This is a genomic window from Sphingomonas sp. Sph1(2015), assembly GCF_001970915.1.
Lineage (GTDB): Bacteria > Pseudomonadota > Alphaproteobacteria > Sphingomonadales > Sphingomonadaceae > Sphingomonas > Sphingomonas parapaucimobilis.
Map to the genome: position 1 here is coordinate 116,038 of NZ_MQUI01000008.1, position 15,710 is coordinate 131,747.

Consider the following 15,710-nt stretch of genomic DNA (forward strand, 5'->3'; position numbering starts at 1 on the left):
TATCGTCGGATGCGGCACCTTCCCCCGCATAGGAACACCCGTTGGAAGAGGACTCCGAGATGGCCGATTACGAAAAGCCCAAGGGCGGCGGTTGCCCGATGGGCGGCAAGGGCGGCGGCGAGGTCAAGGCGCGGTCGCTGCTGGGGCGGACCAACAAGGATTGGTGGCCCGACTCGCTGCCGGTCGACATGCTGCACCAGCATGGCGTCTCGCCCAATCCGATGGGCGAGGATTTCGACTATGCCGAGGCGTTCAACGCGCTCGACTATGCCGCCGTCAAGGCCGACCTGCTCGCGCTGATGACCGACAGCAAGCCGTGGTGGCCGGCGGACTATGGCCATTATGGCCCGTTCATGATCCGCATGGCCTGGCACGCCGCGGGCACGTATCGCGTGACCGATGGGCGCGGCGGGTCGTCGTCGGGGCAGCAGCGTTTCGAGCCGCTCAACTCGTGGCCGGACAACGGCAATCTCGACAAGGCACGGCGCCTGCTGTGGCCGATCAAGCAGAAGTACGGCAAGCATATCAGCTGGGCCGACCTGTTCATCCTGGCGGGCAATGTCGCGATCGAGAGCATGGGCGGGCCGACCTTCGGCTTTGCGGGCGGCCGCAAGGACGTCTATGCGTCGGAGGGTGATACCTTCTGGGGCGCCGAGGAGCTGTGGGTCGATGAAGGCGCGCAGACCCGCATCACCGAGGAACTGCCCGAGTTGGAAGGGCCGCTCGCCGCGATCCAGATGGGCCTCATCTACGTCAACCCCGAAGGTCCCGGCGGCAATCCCGATCCGCTGACCTCGGCGCGCGACATGAAGGCGACGTTCCAGCGCATGGCCATGAACTCGGAAGAGACGGTGGCGTTGACCGCCGGTGGCCACGCCTTCGGCAAGGCGCATGGCGCAAAGCCCCCCACGGGCTTCAAGAACCCTGCGGCGGAGGCGATCCACCAGCAGGGGCTCGGCTGGCTGACCGACAGCGAGGAGATCGGGAAGGGCCACATCACGACCTCGGGCATCGAAGGTGCCTGGTCGAACAACCCGACCCAGTGGACCGGCGACTATCTGCGGCTGCTGTTCAAGTACGACTATGAGCTGACGCAGAGCCCGGCGGGTGCCAAGCAGTGGACCCCGGTCAACCCGGACCCCGAGGATATGGCCCCCGACGCGCGCGACCCGAACAAGCGCGTGCCGACGATCATGACAACCGCCGACATGGCGCTGAAGATGGACCCCGAGTTCCGCGAGATCGCGCTGCGCTTCCGGGACGACCAGTCCGCGCTCGACGACGCGTTCGCCCGCGCCTGGTTCAAGCTGACCCATCGCGACATGGGGCCGAAGATCCGCTATCTCGGGCCGGAAGCCCCCGAAGAGACGCTGATCTGGCAGGATCCCGTGCCCGAAGGCACCGCGCCGTCGGATGCCGCCGTGGCCGCGTTCAAGGAGGCGGTGCTTTCGAGCGGGCTGACGGTCGCACAGCTGGTCAAGACCGCCTGGGCTTCGGCATCGACCTATCGCCGGTCGGACCATCGCGGCGGCGCGAACGGTGCCCGCATCGCGCTGGCGCCGCAGAAGGACTGGGCGGTGAACGAGCCCGACCAGCTTCAGACGGTGCTGGCCAAGCTGAACGAGCTGCGCGGGGACATGTCGCTGGCCGATGCGATCGTGCTGGCGGGCTCGGCGGCGGTCGAGAAGGCGGCGCGTGACGCCGGGTTCGACGTCAGCGTTCCGTTCCTGGGCGGTCGCGGCGATGCGACGCAGGAATGGACCGATGTCGAGAGCTTCAAGTGGATGGAGCCGCAGGCCGATGGCTTCCGCAACTATCTGAAGACCCGCAACCCGGTGAAGACCGAGGAACTGCTGCTCGACCGGGCGGCGCTGCTGGGACTGTCCGCGCCGGAGATGACAGTGCTGGTCGGTGGCCTGCGCGTGCTGGGCGCGAATGTCGGCGATGCGCCGGAAGGTGTCCTGACCGACCGTCCGGGTCAGTTGACCAACGACTTCTTCGTCAACCTGCTCGACAATGATACCTTCTGGGATCTGGTCGATGCGTCGAGCGATGAGAAGTTCATCGGTTACGACCGTGGCGGCCGCCAGGAAAAGTGGCGGGCGACGCGGACCGACCTGATCTTTGGCTCCAATTCGCAGCTGCGCGCGACGGCCGAGGTCTATGCCGAGAACGGGCATGAAGAGAAGTTCGTCCGCGACTTCGTGCGGGCGTGGGTGAAGGTGATGAACGCCGACCGCTTCGACGTGACCGCCAAGCCGGTGTCGGCCGACCAGGCCAGCTAAGTTCTCAGGTTGCTCTATGGGGGCGCGATGCACGGGACGCTGGTCCGGTGTGCCGCGCCCCTTTTTTCGTATTCGCGATGCTGTCTCGTATGGGGCAGGGGGAGAAACGACTTCGCGCGCGCGGATGCGAATGCTATCCGGAGGCTCGATCAGAGGATGATATGGCACAAATTGCTGGTTCGGGCGAATATGTTATCGATGAGGTCCAGAGGATCGTACGGACGCATGTCCCCGGGGCGACTTGCGCGTTGCTGGACTATGGCAAGCGGATCGGCTGCGGTGAACTCGACGAACACGGCAATCTCCACGAGGTGCGATGGTTGCGCCGTGAGCTGGACGACGAACAGGTCGCCAAGGATGCCGAGCGCATGGCGCGGCTGATCGCCGAGGCCAACGGGCAAATCCCGACGGATCGCTAGGCGGCGATGGCATAGCGTCGGCAGTGTTCGAGATAGCCCGCTTCGTGGCTGCCGGAGAGCATGACGACGCTTTCCCAGAGCCATGACGGCGTATCGAGCGCGCCGCTCCTATCCGCTTCGATCGTCGCCAGCCAATCGGAACGGGCGGCCGTGTCCAGCTGACGCGCATGGGCGGTGCCGACGACGAAAGCGAGGTGCCGGGCGGCGCGTACCGCCTCGCCCTGGCTGAACTGCTCGACCTCCAGCTTCATGTCGTGCGGGGTCAGTTCGCGCATGAACAGCGAACGGTCCAGCATCGTGACGGGCATCATCCGCTCGCCGAGATAGGGGGACATATGGCGGGCCGCGATCACCACACGTTCCGCGGGATCGCCCGGCATTTCCGCACCGGACGCTGCGGGTGCGATGGGGGCGGTCGCTTCCTTCAGGTCGACCAGCGCATAGGACCAGTTGCCCTTGCGCGTCCGGAGCGCCACGATCGCGGCATAGCGCAGCAGTCCGAGCGAACTGCACCCCTTCATCCAATAGGCGGCGTCGACCAGCCGGACCTCGCGGTCCTGCGGCTTGCCCTTCAGCGAGAGGACCATGGCACCGACCCGTTCGTCGGCGAACAGCAGGGTCAGCGCCTCGCGTTCGTCGGGCGAAAGCTCCCAGAATTTCTTGCCCAGCGGGATGCAGGGTTCGACCGCGTCCAGCCTCTCCTTGGCCAGATGGCGCCAGCGCCGACCCAGGGCCTCGCGCTCGACGCTGCGGACGATCTCGGAGTCGAGGTCGGGATCGTCGTGATCGGGACCGCCGATGGCCGCGGCATAGCCTTCGACGATCGCCTCCATCATGCGCATCGTCACGACGCCGGGCAGGTCGGAGCCACGAGCGGCCGTGGCCAGCGACAGGCCGAGCCGGATGAGGTCGTGCGCGGGATTGCCGATCACGGCCTGATCGAGATCGCGGATCTGGATTTCCACCGAGCCACGCCCATCGGCGACCGGCCCGAGATTGCCCAGATGGCAGTCGCCGCAAATCCAGATCGCCGGTCCCTGCGGCACCCGCCGCGCCGCCTTGGACGCCGCCAGCCATTCGTAGAATTTCGCCGTGTTCCCCCGGACATAGGCATGGGCGGATCGCGCCATCTTCAGAGTACGTCGGGCTTCTAGAATAGCACTACGATCGGCAGGCAGGGGCATGTGTGGCGGGACCTCAAGCGAATGGAATGACAACAACGCGAGGGCGCGCGGAAAGTAACAAAACATTGCTGGCTGTGCTATTTGCACTGCCGCCACCGAAGCCGCGTCGTGCGGGCGCAGCCGCTGTCTTGTGTTACGCTATAACGTATCATATGGCGGCGGCGTTATGACCGCTTCCCACGAAAGTGCTGCCTTGCAAACCAAGCGTGCCTCTTTTCTCGCCCTTTTGCTGTTTGCAACGGCAGGCAATCTGAACGCGCAGCAGCCCGCACGCTTGCCGCCGACATTGCCATGGTCGGGGAAAAGCGAAGCCCTGATCGTAAAGGCGGGCGACCCCTGGATCACCCCGGCCGAGGCATCGGGGTTCCGGACGACGCCACGCTATGCGGAGGTCAGGGCATGGCTGGCACGTCTGGAGGCCGCGTCACCCCTTATCAGCGTCAGGACGTTCGGCCGCACCGCCGAGGGGCGCGAGATGATCTATGTCCGCGCCAGCAAGGGCGGCACGGGCAAGCCGGTCGTGCTGGTGCAGGGCGGCATCCACTCGGGTGAGATCGACGGCAAGGACGCCGGGCTGATGCTCTTGCGCGACATTGCACTGCGCGGGAAGGACAGCCTGCTCGATCGGGTCGATCTGGTGTTCGTGCCGATCTACAATATCGATGGGCATGAACAGAGGAGCGCCTACAACTATCCACACATCCGTGGCCCCGCCGAGAAGGGCCGGGATGCCAATGCGCGCAATATCGACCTCAATCGCGATTATGCCAAGCTGGACGCGCCGGAGTCGCGCGCGATGATCGGCCTGATCCGGGGGCTCGATCCGATCCTCTATATCGACTGCCATGTCAGCGAAGGCTTCGACATGCAGTATGACGTGACCTTCACCTATGCCGGTTGGGGCACCTATGCGCGGCATCGCGCCACCGCCGAGTGGCTGGAGGGGCGCTTCGGTCCGGCGGTATCCAGTGCGCTGACCGCCTCAGGCCACACCCCCATCATCTATCCCAGCCCGATCGACACCCGCCACCCTGAGAAGGGCATCCGCTACAGCCCGGAGGGGCCGCGCTACTCGACCGGCTATGGCGATTTCATCGGCATGCCGACCGTGCTGGTCGAGAACCATATGCTCAAGCCCTATCGCCAGCGCGTCCTGGGAACCTATGTCCTGTTGGAAGCCGCGCTGAAGGTCGCCGCCACCGATCGCGCCCGTATCGCGGAAGCCAAGGCGGCCGACCGGGCGAGCCGCCCCACCGAGTTGCTGACGCGGTGGAAGCCCGCCGCCGCGCCGATCGGCTGGATCGAGAATTTCAAGGGCGTCGCCTTCGACACCTATCGCTCGCCCGCCTCCGGGCGCGACGAACAGCGCTGGCTGGGCAAGCCGATCACTTTCCAGATGCCGATCATCGGCCAACAGCCGGTCGAGAGCGTTCGCCTGCCCAAGGCCTGGTGGATTCCGCCCGAGCAGACCGAGGTGATCGAACGGCTCCGCCTGCACGGCATCCGGTTCGAGACGCTACAAGCGCCGCAGACCCGCCAACTCGACCGCGTGCGGCTGATCGATCCGAAGCTGTCCCAGCCCAATGAGGGGCGCTATCCGATCACCGCCCGCTTCGCCCATGAGAGCGCGGAGCAGGAGATGCCGGCGGGCAGCGTCCGTGTTCCGGCCGACCAGCCGCTCGGCTTGCTGGCCGCATCCCTGCTGGAACCCGAAAGCCAGGACTCGTTCCTGGCATGGGGCTTTTTCCCGGAGATGCTGGCACCGGCGCCCAGCACCGACGCCTATGTCCTCGCCGCTTTGGGAGAGCGGCTGCTCGAAACCGATGCCGATGTGAAGCGGCGTTTCGAGCAGAAACTCAAGGACGAGCCCGCCTTTGCCGCCGACCCGGATGCCCGGCTGGCCTGGCTTTATGCCGAGGCCGGGCCGGGGCATCCCTATCCGCTTCGCTATCCGATCGCGCGCGAGGTGGACTGACGCACGGCCTCAGACCGCGCGGGCGCGCTCCTCGACGATCCGCTCGAGCATCGACAGCGGCATCGCGCCCGCTTCCAGCACGTCGTGGAAATGCTTCAGGTCGAAACGACCGCCCGCGATCGCCTTGGCCTTTTCGCGGGCGCGCAGCCAGGCGGCATGGCCGATCTTGTAGCTGCAGGCCTGGCCGGGCGAGACGCAATAGCGCTCCACCTCGCGCTGCGAACGGCCGGGGGCGAAGCCGACCGTGTCGACAAGATATCTGGTCGCCTGGTGGTGCGTCCAGCGCTTGGTATGGATGCCCGTATCGACCACCAGCCGCGCGGCGCGGAACAGGAAGGACTGAAGATAGCCTGCACGCTCGACGGGTGAGGCATAGCCGCCCAATTCGTCGGCCAATTGCTCGGCATAAAGCGCCCAGCCTTCGAGATAGGCATTGAAAAAGGCGATCTTGCGCAGCGGATGGGTCGGCGCGCGCTGGGCGGTCGAGATCTGAAGGTGATGGCCCGGCACGCCCTCATGATAGGTCAGGCTGGGCAGCGTGTATTTCGGCCAGTCATGGACGTTCTTGAGATTGATCCAGTAGATGGCGGCGCGCGAACCATTGAGGGGGGCACGGAAATAATAACCATTGGGCGCGCCGTCCTGGATCTCGGGCGCGACCCGGCGGATTTCCAGCGCGGCGTTGGGCGGGTTCGTGAACGCCTGGGGCAGGCGGGCCTGCATTGCCTTTACGCTGGCGTTGAGGCTGGCCAGCAGTTCGGCGCGCCCGGCGTCGTCATCGGCAAAGAGCTGCGCAGGCTGGCGGTTGAGCTGATCGAGGCGCGCACCGACGCTGCCTTGCGTCAGGCCCTGGCCCCGCAGGATCGTGTCGAGCTGCGCGGTCAACTCTGCGACCTGTTGCAGGCCCATGCGATGCACCGCGTCGGGCGACAGGGTGGTGGTGGTGGCCTGGGCGAGCGCCGCGGCATACATCGCCTCGCCATCGGGCAGCGCCCAGATGCCCGCGGCGCTGCGGGCCGAGGGGCGTAGCGAGCGCAGCAGGGCGATCTGGCGGTCGAGCGCGGGATAGACCTGTTCCGCCACGATCCGGGTCGCGCGCGCCTTCCAGTCGCCGCCGATATTCGCCGCAGCGGTGCGGCGGGTCAGCGCCTCGACCAGCTGGCTGTCGGCGGCGGCGGGCGCACGGAGCTTCGCCATCTGGCCCAGCGCGAGGTCGAGCGAGAAGTCGGGGGCCAGGCGGCCCTTGGCGGCTTCCCGCCGCTGCACATCGGTTTCGTTGTCGAGCTGACGCCCCATCAGCGCAAGCCGGTCCAGATACGCCTCGGCATCGTCCGATGTCTTCACCGGGTGGGTCGAGGCCAGGAAGTCGGGTAGCGAGAAATACACGCCGTCCTGCTGCGAGATCGGATAGGGTCCCTGTGGCGAGGACAGGCCGAACTGCTCCGGGCCGATCATGTTCGACTTGATGTTGTAGAGCACGACCTCGCGATCGATCCGTGCCTGTGGCGACAGCGAGGCGGGGTCGACGGCGGTGACGAGCGCAAGGGCCTTGCGGTTGCGGGCCAGGTCCTTGGCGATAGCGCCATAGCTGTTGTCGCCCAGCTTGTGACGAAGATCGGCATTCTGGCCGGTGTCGAGACCCAGCGACGTGGCGAATTCGGGAGACTGGCGTACCGTCTCGGCCAGGACCTGATCGAAAGCCGTGTTCAGTCGCGCGTCGCCCGGCGACGAGGCGGCGGGTGTGGCGCCGGACGCCTGCGCGAAGGCGGACCGTGCGGGCAACATGGTCAGCCCGGCGGTCGCCGCACCGGACAAGATGAAGTTGCGGCGATCCATGTCGATTTCCCCCTTTATAACGCTAGTTACGGGAAGCTAGGCGACAAAGTGGCTGCTGGGCAAGCGGGGCTTTCGCGCAGCCGGTGCTATTCCATAGGTGCGGTTCCACCGTCATTGCTCCCCGGTAGGGGGAGGGGCCATGCGGAGCATGGTCCAGGGATATCCCCGCTCGCTATGGGTCAGCAAGGACTTCTGGCAACGCCAGGCGCGATAAGCATTTGCACGCGGCGCATAACCGCCTAGACGGCGCCATCCCCGGGGGGCCGCTGATGCGCGGTTGAGAGATGGGCAGCAGCCCATGACCCGCTGAACCTGATCCGGGTCATACCGGCGTAGGGAGGGTGCGCGGTTCCTCCGTCGTCCCTCCGTGAAGTGGACGAAGAGACGATGCCGGTTGTGATTTCACGCGATCAGACGATGATCCGCCTTGCTGTCCTGATGCTGTCCGCCGCATGGCCGGTGGCCGTCTCGGCGCAGCAAACCGTCGGTGCCTCGGCCGATATCCGGGTGATCGGCCACCGCGATCCCGAAGGCTTGCTACCCGAGCAGACCGATCCCCGCGCGGTGAGCGAGGTCGCGACCGACTTCATCGTCAAGCAGGCCCCGACCCAGAACGCCTTTCAACTCGTCAATCTGCTGCCCGGCGCGAACGTCGCCTCCAGCGACCCTTACGGCCTGTCGACCAGCTCCAGCCTGACGCTACGCGGCCTGGGGCAGGACGAAATCGGCGTGCTGATGGAAGGGGCGCCGCAGAATGATATCGGTTATTATTACGCCTATCCGTCGCAATTCGCCGATACCGAAAATCTGCGCCGCATCGCGCTGTCGCCGGGATCGGTGGATATCGCTGCACCGACCGTCGTGGGCGCGGGTGGATTGCTGTCGCTGAGCCTGGACGATCCCAAGGCCACGCGGCAGCTGCTCGCCGACCTGGCGCTGGGTTCCTACGACATGCGCCGCGTCTTCGTCCGGGTCGATACGGGAGAGATCGGGAGCACGGGCCTGAAGGCGTTCGTCTCCTATTCCAACACGCGCGCGGACAATTGGCGGGGGGCGGGATATGACACGCGCCAGCATGTCGATGCCAAGCTGCTACGCGAATGGGGGAACGGCAATCGCGCCAGCCTGGCGCTGTCGTACAATGACGCCAATTCGTCCGCTTACCCCAGCCCGACGCTGGCGGAGTGGCAGGCGCAGGGGCGCGGGTTCAATTACGACGCGCGCTATACGCCGGGCGACACCAATTACTGGGAACTGTACCGCGCGCCGTTCCGCAACCTCTATGCCTCGGCACCGGTGCATCTGGTGCTGTCCGACCGACTGACCTTCGACAGCACGACCTATCTCCAGTTCGGCTATGGCAATTCGCCCTATGGCACCCAGCTGGCGACGACCGGCAACTTCCTCGGCAATGAGGAACTGACCCAGCCGATCCTATTGCCCGGGGCCGTGGACGGCGTGGCGACGGTGCTGGGCAATTATACGGGCGACCAGATGCGGGCGGGGCAGGTCGCCAGGCTGACCTTGCAGGCTGGCATCCACCGGCTGACCGCGGGGCTGTGGTTCGATTACGGCACCGACCGGGTGACGCAGACCTATAGCGCGATCGACGCAGACGGCCGCCCCGTCGACCGCTGGGGCTATCGCAGCCGGGCGATCCGCACCGCCGACGGCCGCCTGCTCGCCTATGAGAACCAGCGCACCGTCACCGTGACGAAGAGCGTCTTTCTGGCCGACAGCATCACGCTGACCCCGCGCCTGACCGTCGATATCGGGTTCAAGGGCGTCAACCTGCTGCGCAATGGCCGAAACTATCTGCCTGGGCCGCAAAGCGAAGTCCGCCGCAACAGCTTCGTCGCCTTGCCGCGCGCCGCCGTCCATTACGACATCGATGATCGGCAGCAGCTGTTCGCCAACATCACCACCAATTTCCGCGCGCCCAACGAATTCACGCTGTATGACAGCTATTATGGCGGCGTGGTCACGACGCGCGGCACAGACGCTGTAAAGAACGAGTATTCGGTGTCGCAGGAACTGGGCTATCGCTATATCGGCCCCAGCCTGTCGGCGTCCGTCACCGGCTTCCACTACAAGTTCCGCAACCGACAGTTGGCGACCGTCGTCGACAATGGCGGTGCGCTGGTCAACACCACGCTGAATGCCGGGGGACAGACCTCTTATGGCGTCGACGCCGAGATCGACTATCGCCCGGCCAGGGGCGTCAGCGTCTATATCTCGGGCGAATATCTCCGCGCGCGGATCGACGATGATCTGCCGGTCGGCATGGACTTGCTGCCGACGCAGGGCAAGCGCGCGGTGTCCAGCCCGACCGTCCAGGTCGGCGGCGGCGGCACCTATGACGACGGGCTGCTGTTCGGCAGCATCGCGGGCAAATATGTCGGTCGCCAATATGCGACCTTCATGAATGACGAGAGCATCCCCGGCTATGCGACGCTGGATCTGGCGATCGGTATCCATCTGGCCGACTGGCTCGACGGCAAGCGGACCGACTTGCGCCTGAATGCGATCAACGTCACCAATCCGCATGTCCTGGCGGGCGTGCAGGCCGTGACGACCAATGCCCGCGATACGATCGGGCGCGGTGGCACGGTCATTACGGGCAATGCGCCAGGCTATTATGTCGGCGGCGGTGCAGCGGTGGTCGCCACCGTGTCGCGCGCTTTCTGAGCATGATCGGGGCAGGCGATCCGGCCGGGGCGCACTGTGTCCACGGCATGGGGCTGGCGATGGAGGCCCCCACCTGGCCCGCGATCACGCCCGATGAAGCGGCGGCGGTGCTGGCGTGCTTTCCAGATGCGTCCGCGCTCGAAGCGCTGCACTGGCATTCGCCGCGTCCCTTTTCCGCCGCCACGCTGATCCATACGAGCGGCGGCTCGCTTCTTTTGAAGCGGCATGATCGCCGGGTGCGGAGCGTGGCGGGACTGGCCGAGGAGCATGGGTTCATCGCACATCTCGCCGCCGCCGGGATGCCGGTGCCCGACCTGTTGCGTACCGGGGAGGGCGCGAGCGCGATCGCACGGGGCGACTGGACCTATGAGCTTCACCGTCAGGCGCCCGGAGAGGATCTGTATCGGGATCGATTGTCCTGGACCCCCTTTCAGACCGGCGATCACGCCCGTGCCGCCGGTGTCGCACTGGCGCAATTGCATCGCGCCTCCGAAGGCTATGACGCTCCGGCACGTGCCGTCCAGCCTCTGGTCGCAAGCCTCTCGATCCTGTCAGCTGCCGATCCGATGGCGGCGGTGCAGGCCTATATCAATGGCCGGCCAGCGCTTGCCGAATTTCTCAAGAAAAGAAATTGGCACAATGGCTTGGCATCATTGTTTGCCACATTGGGAGAAGGGCTTGCGCCTGGGTTGGCCCGTCAAAAGCGCTTGTGGACGCATAATGACTGGCATCCCTCCAACCTGCTCTGGTCGGCGGATGGCGGGGTCGAAACCGTGTTCGACTTCGGGCTGGCCGACCGGACCTGTGCGGCGCATGAGCTGGCGACCGCGGTCGAGCGGACGGCCTTTGCCTGGTTGGAGCTGGGGGAGCGGCGGGATGACCACATCGGCGACCCCGTGACCGCTCTATCCCTGATCGCCGGGTATGAAACGCTCCGCCCGCTCGATGCCGTCGTGAAGGAGGCGATCGTCCGGTTGCTGCCGCTGGTCCATATCGAGTTCGCCTTGTCGGAGATCGACTATTTCGCCGGGGTGGTCGGTGATACCAATGCGGCATTGCTGGCGTGGGAGGGATATCTTCTGGGCCATGCGGAATGGTTTCAATCGTTCGCGGGGCTGGATTTCCTCGCTAGCCTTCGCATCGGGCTGGACCTGACATGACGGCATTGGAGATCGCGGCGGTCGCGATCAGTTTCCTGGCGATCTGGCTGACGGCGAGGCGTAACGTCTTTTGCTGGCCGCTGAACCTCGTCGCCTGCGCGCTGTATTTCAAACTGTTCCTCGACATACGGCTCTATGCCGACATGGCGCTGCAGGCGGTGTTCGGCATCGGTATCGTCTATGGCTGGATCGTCTGGCGCCGGAGCCGGAACGCCACCGGCGCGGTCGTCGTCAAGCCTCTGACACGCCCACAAGCCGGGGCGGGGCTGGCGATCGGCGCGCTGGGGGCGCTCGCGATCGGCTGGTTCACCAGCCACCACACCGATGCGGCGTTGCCATGGCTGGACGCGACGCTCAGCAGTTTCAGCCTGGTCGCGCAATATTGGACGGCGCGGCAGCACCGCGAGAACTGGCTGCTCTGGATCGCGGTCGATATCGTCTACGTCGGCATGTTCGTCTTCAAGGGCCTGATGCTGACCGCAGGGCTGTACGCGGTGATGATCGGCCTTGCGGTTATCGGCTATCGTGATTGGCGCAAGACCGCGTCTGGGGAATGACGGATGGGGCATCGGGTGCGGGCGTGTTGCCCCGGTCGCCTCTTGATGCAACAACGATCCGATAACAGGGAGGGGTTGTAAGATGCGGAGTCCCATCAGGAAAATGTCTGCCGCTATGGCGGCGGTGCTGCTGGCGGGCGCAGTGGCGTCGACCGGCGCGACGGCGCAATCGGCGAACGTTCCCGCCGGTCCCGGCGCGCCCGATCTGGCGAGTGCCAGCGATGTCCGTACGCAGATCGCGGCGATGCTGGCCGACATGAAGCCGGGCCAGGGCTTTGCATGGCGTCCGCTGCTCCGCGACGGCGCGCGTGTCGCCGCGATCGAAATATGGAAGAAGCCCGGTCGTCCGGCGGTTCATCCGGCAGAAGCGGAATATGCCATCGTGTTGGAAGGGGCCGGTACGCTGATCTCCGGCGGCACCCTCGTCGCGCCGGCCACGCGCCGCGCCGACCTGATCGAGGGTGAGCGGATCGAGGGGGGTACGACGCGCCCCCTGCGACCCGGCGATGTGTTGCTGCTCCCTGCGGGGGTGCCGCACTGGTTCGGGATTACGGGCGATCGTCTGGTGCTGCTGGGGACCAAGCTACCCGCCCGATGAACCGGACATCGGCGGCGCGGAACCGTGCCTCTGCTTCCTCGATCGTCGTCCCGTCGCCAAGCGGCATGCCGATTGCCCTTGTGTGATCCTTCAGGACGACGGCCTCAAAACCCTCGCGCCGGGCATCCAGGGCCGACCAGGCCACGCAGAAATCATAGGCCAGCCCGACGAACACGCATCGTCGGACCTGCTTGTCACGGAGATAGCCCGCAAGGCCGGTCTTCGTCGTCTGGTCATTCTCATAAAAGGCCGAATAGGAATCGACCTGTGGATTACAGCCTTTCCGGATGATGAGGTCGGCACGGTCGATCGCGCCTTGCACGCCGGGATGGAATTCGGCTCCGGCCGTTCCCTGGATGCAGTGATCGGGCCATAACACCTGTTCGCCATAAGGCATTGATATCCTGTCGAACGGCTGCCGACCGGGATGGCTGCTCGCAAAAGACAGATGTCCGGCGGGGTGCCAGTCCTGCGTGACGACGACGTGGCGGAAACGCGAGGCGAGCGCGCCGATATCCGCCATGATCTCGTCGCCACCCGCCACGGCCAACCGGCCGCCGGGACAGAAATCGATCTGCGGATCGACGACGATCAAGGCGTCCGACCCCATGATGGCCTGATCGTCCGTCAAAGGCTGGGTGCCCATCTGCGTCTCCCTTGCAAGCGGACGCGGTTTACGATGGGAGGAACCCTAAGGCCAGCGTCGGCGCGACGTGGCCATAGGGGCCAATGCAGCGGACCCGGTGCGCGGTCAGCTCGGATGGGCGGCACTGATGATCGCGGCTTCCTCATCCTCGATCGGCATCACGGTGTCGTGGCGGGAAACGCCCTCGACGCCCTGGCCCCGCAGTTCGTCCGCCGATGCGGGGTCGCCATTGGCCAGTTGCATCTGCTCATAGGCGATCTCGAGATCCTGTACGCCCGATCCGGTCGGCTGGATAGGCAGATCGGCAAAGCTGGCAGGTTCTGGGGCCGTGGGGACTTCCTGGGACATGACCTTCTCCTTCTTCCTAGGTCCAACGCACGGTCCACGATTTTGAGGCAGGCCCTTTCCGTGTTTGTGAAGATAGGGGGAGGTGCCAGCCATTGGGCGGGAGCTGTTTCGGGTCGCGACCGGCGATGCCCCTCGCATCACGTCGGTCCCATGTCGGGATCCGATTCTTGATGGATGGTGCATATCGTTGCGAACCCCGCTCTGGCATATAGGGAAGGCCGCGCTTTCGATGCCGGGGCAGCTCCACCATCAGGCGGGGTCAATCGTCGTGCGCGACCAGGCGGGGATGTCGATCGGCACGCGACCTATTCGAGAGTGACGGGCGGCTGCCGTTGACCGCAGGGGGCGAAAACCGGGCTGTACCGGGTGTTGACCTGCTCCGCGTACTGTTCGACCCGACCCTGGCCTGGGCGCGGCTGGCGCGTTATCTGGCGGACGGCGTCGTGCTGCAGGATGCGGCGACAGGGCGATCGGGTCGGGCTTCTCAGCCGGTACAGCTCGCCCGTTTCATAAGGCATTCGTCCAGTCCGGGCACGTCACGGTCGGCAATGGGGCACGCGCTTGCGCTCCGTGCCGTCAAAAGGCGATCTGGGCGCGCCCGATCAGGGTCTGGCCGTGGTCCTTGGCTCCACGGAGCTGGACGGGATTGGCAATGGTCCAGTCGATCGCGTTCACCTGCAGCCGGACGAAATTATTGAGATACCAGTTGATGCCCAGCGTCAGCGCGGTGCCGCGTCCGGCCGTAGGATTGTCACTGTAATCCAGTTCCTCGTAACGGGTGGCAAGCTCGATCGCCCCGCGCCCGCCCGAGGTGAAGGGACGCAGCACCTTGGGGCGGCTCCATACGCCGCCGCGCGTCAGATAGGGCGGGGTCTCGCCGGTCAGGAACCAGCCCGCCTGCACCGCCCAGGCCGACTGGCCGGTCGAGGCGCCCGCGCGGTTCTCGATCCGCCGCTTGCCATATTCGCCATAGGCCCAGAGCGACTTGTGGAAGGTGCCCAGCTCGAAACCATAGCCTGCGCCCGTCCGCGCGCCGGTGAACGTGCCCGGCACGATGCGGAGATTGTCGTTGAAGAAGCCGCCGACCGCGATGCTGCGCGTCGGGCGGGTCGCATCGGCGGCGATCGTCTCGCGAAAGCCCCAGAGGCCCAGATGGACCAGCCAGCCGGCGGTCTTGACCGGGTTCCAATGCGCACGCCCCGCGATGCTCAGGCCGTCGCTTTCCGTGCCCGGATTGCTGATGTCGTCGCCCGACACCTGCACCCCGACATGCCAGCCATCGCCGTATACGCGGGCGGCCGCGCCCAGTCCGAAGAAGCCGCGCACGGGGATGATCCCTGCGCCGACGAAATTGCGTTCCATGAAGGGGACCGAGATGGTGCCGCTCGACCCGTCCAGCCCGCGATCGTTCAGGCGGTTGCCCATTGCGAACTCGGCCTGCTGTCCCAGAAAGCCGGTCGTCCAGGCGAGATAGGCGGATTTGATCGCCGGGTTGTTGTCGGCGAAATCGCCCTCCAGCAGATAGGAGAGGTGTGATCCGATCGATCCCTCGAAACCCAGGCGTAGCGAGCGGGCGGTGGTGGCAGTGATGTTCCGGCTCGGGAGCGTGCTGCCGGTCGTGGTCGCAAGGTCGACCAGGATACGGCCGCGCGGGCGGAACGAGAATTTGCCGTCCGTGCTGGTGAACTCCGGCGTGCCCTTCGACCAGTCGACGTGCACGCCTTCCTTCTGCGCCTTCTCGATCCGCGCCAGACGCGCGTCGAGCGAGGGCGGGTGTGCATCGCTGGGCAGCGACTGGCCGAGCGGCGCGGGCGTACGAGCAGCCTGCCTGGCCTGTGCCGTGATCTGCGGCGGGGTGAGGGGATGCGCGTCGCTGGGCAGCGGCTGGCCGAGCGGGGCGGCGGCGAGCGCCTGGGGCTTGCCGCCTTCGACCGCCGCCAGCCGGGCTTCCAGCCGCTCGATCTGCGCCTGTTGCTGTTCGACGAGGCGGGTCAGGCGTGCGACATCCTCACCG

General features: G+C 65.9%; 12 protein-coding genes and 1 riboswitch. Of the genes, 7 read left to right on the forward strand and 5 right to left on the reverse strand.

What is annotated here, in order from left to right:
• Positions 1 to 59 precede the first annotated feature (59 nt).
• Together katG and BSZ14_RS19250 are read left to right on the forward strand one after the other, a co-directional pair.
• Positions 60 to 2,285 (forward strand): catalase/peroxidase HPI, encoded by a 2,226-nt coding sequence (gene katG / locus BSZ14_RS05550; protein WP_076710147.1) that lies wholly within the window; start codon positions 60 to 62, stop codon positions 2,283 to 2,285.
• 161 nt (positions 2,286 to 2,446) lie between these two features.
• Complete coding sequence (locus BSZ14_RS19250) at positions 2,447 to 2,704, forward strand: hypothetical protein (RefSeq protein ID WP_139330339.1); 258 nt, start codon at positions 2,447 to 2,449, stop codon at positions 2,702 to 2,704.
• Here BSZ14_RS19250 and BSZ14_RS05555 read toward each other — a convergent pair.
• Entirely contained in the window at positions 2,701 to 3,888 is a 1,188-nt protein-coding gene (locus BSZ14_RS05555; protein ID WP_076710148.1) for a DUF2252 family protein, read from the reverse strand. The two genes, BSZ14_RS19250 and BSZ14_RS05555, sit on opposite strands and share 4 nt — an antisense overlap.
• Positions 3,889 to 4,054: 166 nt before the next feature.
• Here BSZ14_RS05555 and BSZ14_RS05560 point away from each other — a divergent pair, with 166 nt between their 5' ends.
• Positions 4,055 to 5,863: a M14 family metallopeptidase gene (locus BSZ14_RS05560; RefSeq protein ID WP_083748126.1), complete on the forward strand. Its 1,809-nt coding sequence runs from the start codon at positions 4,055 to 4,057 to the stop codon at positions 5,861 to 5,863.
• Between the two features lie 9 nt (positions 5,864 to 5,872).
• Here the strand turns inward: BSZ14_RS05560 and BSZ14_RS05565 are convergent, their stop codons facing one another.
• Positions 5,873 to 7,699 (reverse strand): DUF885 domain-containing protein, encoded by a 1,827-nt coding sequence (locus BSZ14_RS05565; RefSeq protein ID WP_076710150.1) that lies wholly within the window; start codon positions 7,697 to 7,699, stop codon positions 5,873 to 5,875.
• A 246-nt stretch (positions 7,700 to 7,945) separates the two neighbouring features.
• A riboswitch (TPP riboswitch) is annotated at positions 7,946 to 8,055 on the forward strand.
• Between the two features lie 61 nt (positions 8,056 to 8,116).
• Between BSZ14_RS05565 and BSZ14_RS05570 the strand changes: the two genes are divergently transcribed.
• The 4 genes from BSZ14_RS05570 (at position 8,117) to BSZ14_RS05585 (ending at position 12,702) form a co-directional block, all read left to right on the forward strand.
• On the forward strand, positions 8,117 to 10,387 hold the full coding sequence (locus BSZ14_RS05570) for a TonB-dependent receptor domain-containing protein (RefSeq protein WP_083748131.1): 2,271 nt from the start codon (positions 8,117 to 8,119) through the stop codon (positions 10,385 to 10,387).
• Between the two features lie 2 nt (positions 10,388 to 10,389).
• Positions 10,390 to 11,547, forward strand: coding sequence for a phosphotransferase enzyme family protein (locus tag BSZ14_RS05575; RefSeq protein ID WP_076710151.1), 1,158 nt, complete (start codon positions 10,390 to 10,392; stop codon positions 11,545 to 11,547).
• Entirely contained in the window at positions 11,544 to 12,104 is a 561-nt protein-coding gene (pnuC, locus tag BSZ14_RS05580) for a nicotinamide riboside transporter PnuC (protein WP_076710152.1), read from the forward strand. Before BSZ14_RS05575 ends, pnuC begins: the two co-directional genes overlap by 4 nt.
• A 103-nt stretch (positions 12,105 to 12,207) precedes the next feature.
• A complete protein-coding gene (locus BSZ14_RS05585) occupies positions 12,208 to 12,702 on the forward strand; it encodes a cupin domain-containing protein (RefSeq protein ID WP_241823650.1) in 495 nt (164 codons plus the stop codon).
• Here BSZ14_RS05585 and BSZ14_RS05590 read toward each other — a convergent pair.
• The 3 genes from BSZ14_RS05590 to BSZ14_RS05600 all read right to left on the reverse strand — a co-directional run.
• The gene (locus BSZ14_RS05590) at positions 12,653 to 13,348 is read right to left on the reverse strand and encodes a nicotinamidase (RefSeq protein WP_198930453.1); all 696 of its coding nucleotides are present in this window, start codon (positions 13,346 to 13,348) and stop codon (positions 12,653 to 12,655) included. The genes BSZ14_RS05585 and BSZ14_RS05590 overlap by 50 nt on opposite strands.
• A 105-nt stretch (positions 13,349 to 13,453) precedes the next feature.
• Complete coding sequence (locus tag BSZ14_RS05595; protein WP_076710154.1) at positions 13,454 to 13,696, reverse strand: hypothetical protein; 243 nt, start codon at positions 13,694 to 13,696, stop codon at positions 13,454 to 13,456.
• A gap of 576 nt (positions 13,697 to 14,272) precedes the next feature.
• Positions 14,273 to 15,710, reverse strand: a 1,438-nt coding sequence (locus BSZ14_RS05600) for an OprO/OprP family phosphate-selective porin (RefSeq protein ID WP_076710155.1), incomplete at its 5' end; no start/stop codon positions are given.

Excerpts from the sequence above, each read along its gene's own strand:
- BSZ14_RS05555 (WP_076710148.1), bottom strand. The coding sequence starts at position 3,888 with ATGCCCCTGCCTGCCGATCGTAGTGCTATTCTAGAAGCCCGACGTACT.
- BSZ14_RS05560 (WP_083748126.1), top strand. The coding sequence starts at position 4,055 with ATGACCGCTTCCCACGAAAGTGCTGCCTTGCAAACCAAGCGTGCCTCT.
- katG (WP_076710147.1), top strand. The coding sequence starts at position 60 with ATGGCCGATTACGAAAAGCCCAAGGGCGGCGGTTGCCCGATGGGCGGC.
- BSZ14_RS19250 (WP_139330339.1), top strand. The coding sequence starts at position 2,447 with ATGGCACAAATTGCTGGTTCGGGCGAATATGTTATCGATGAGGTCCAG.
- pnuC (WP_076710152.1), top strand. The coding sequence starts at position 11,544 with ATGACGGCATTGGAGATCGCGGCGGTCGCGATCAGTTTCCTGGCGATC.
- BSZ14_RS05590 (WP_198930453.1), bottom strand. The coding sequence starts at position 13,348 with ATGGGCACCCAGCCTTTGACGGACGATCAGGCCATCATGGGGTCGGAC.
- BSZ14_RS05595 (WP_076710154.1), bottom strand. The coding sequence starts at position 13,696 with ATGTCCCAGGAAGTCCCCACGGCCCCAGAACCTGCCAGCTTTGCCGAT.
- BSZ14_RS05570 (WP_083748131.1), top strand. The coding sequence starts at position 8,117 with ATGATCCGCCTTGCTGTCCTGATGCTGTCCGCCGCATGGCCGGTGGCC.
- BSZ14_RS05585 (WP_241823650.1), top strand. The coding sequence starts at position 12,208 with ATGTCTGCCGCTATGGCGGCGGTGCTGCTGGCGGGCGCAGTGGCGTCG.
- BSZ14_RS05565 (WP_076710150.1), bottom strand. The coding sequence starts at position 7,699 with ATGGATCGCCGCAACTTCATCTTGTCCGGTGCGGCGACCGCCGGGCTG.
- BSZ14_RS05575 (WP_076710151.1), top strand. The coding sequence starts at position 10,390 with ATGATCGGGGCAGGCGATCCGGCCGGGGCGCACTGTGTCCACGGCATG.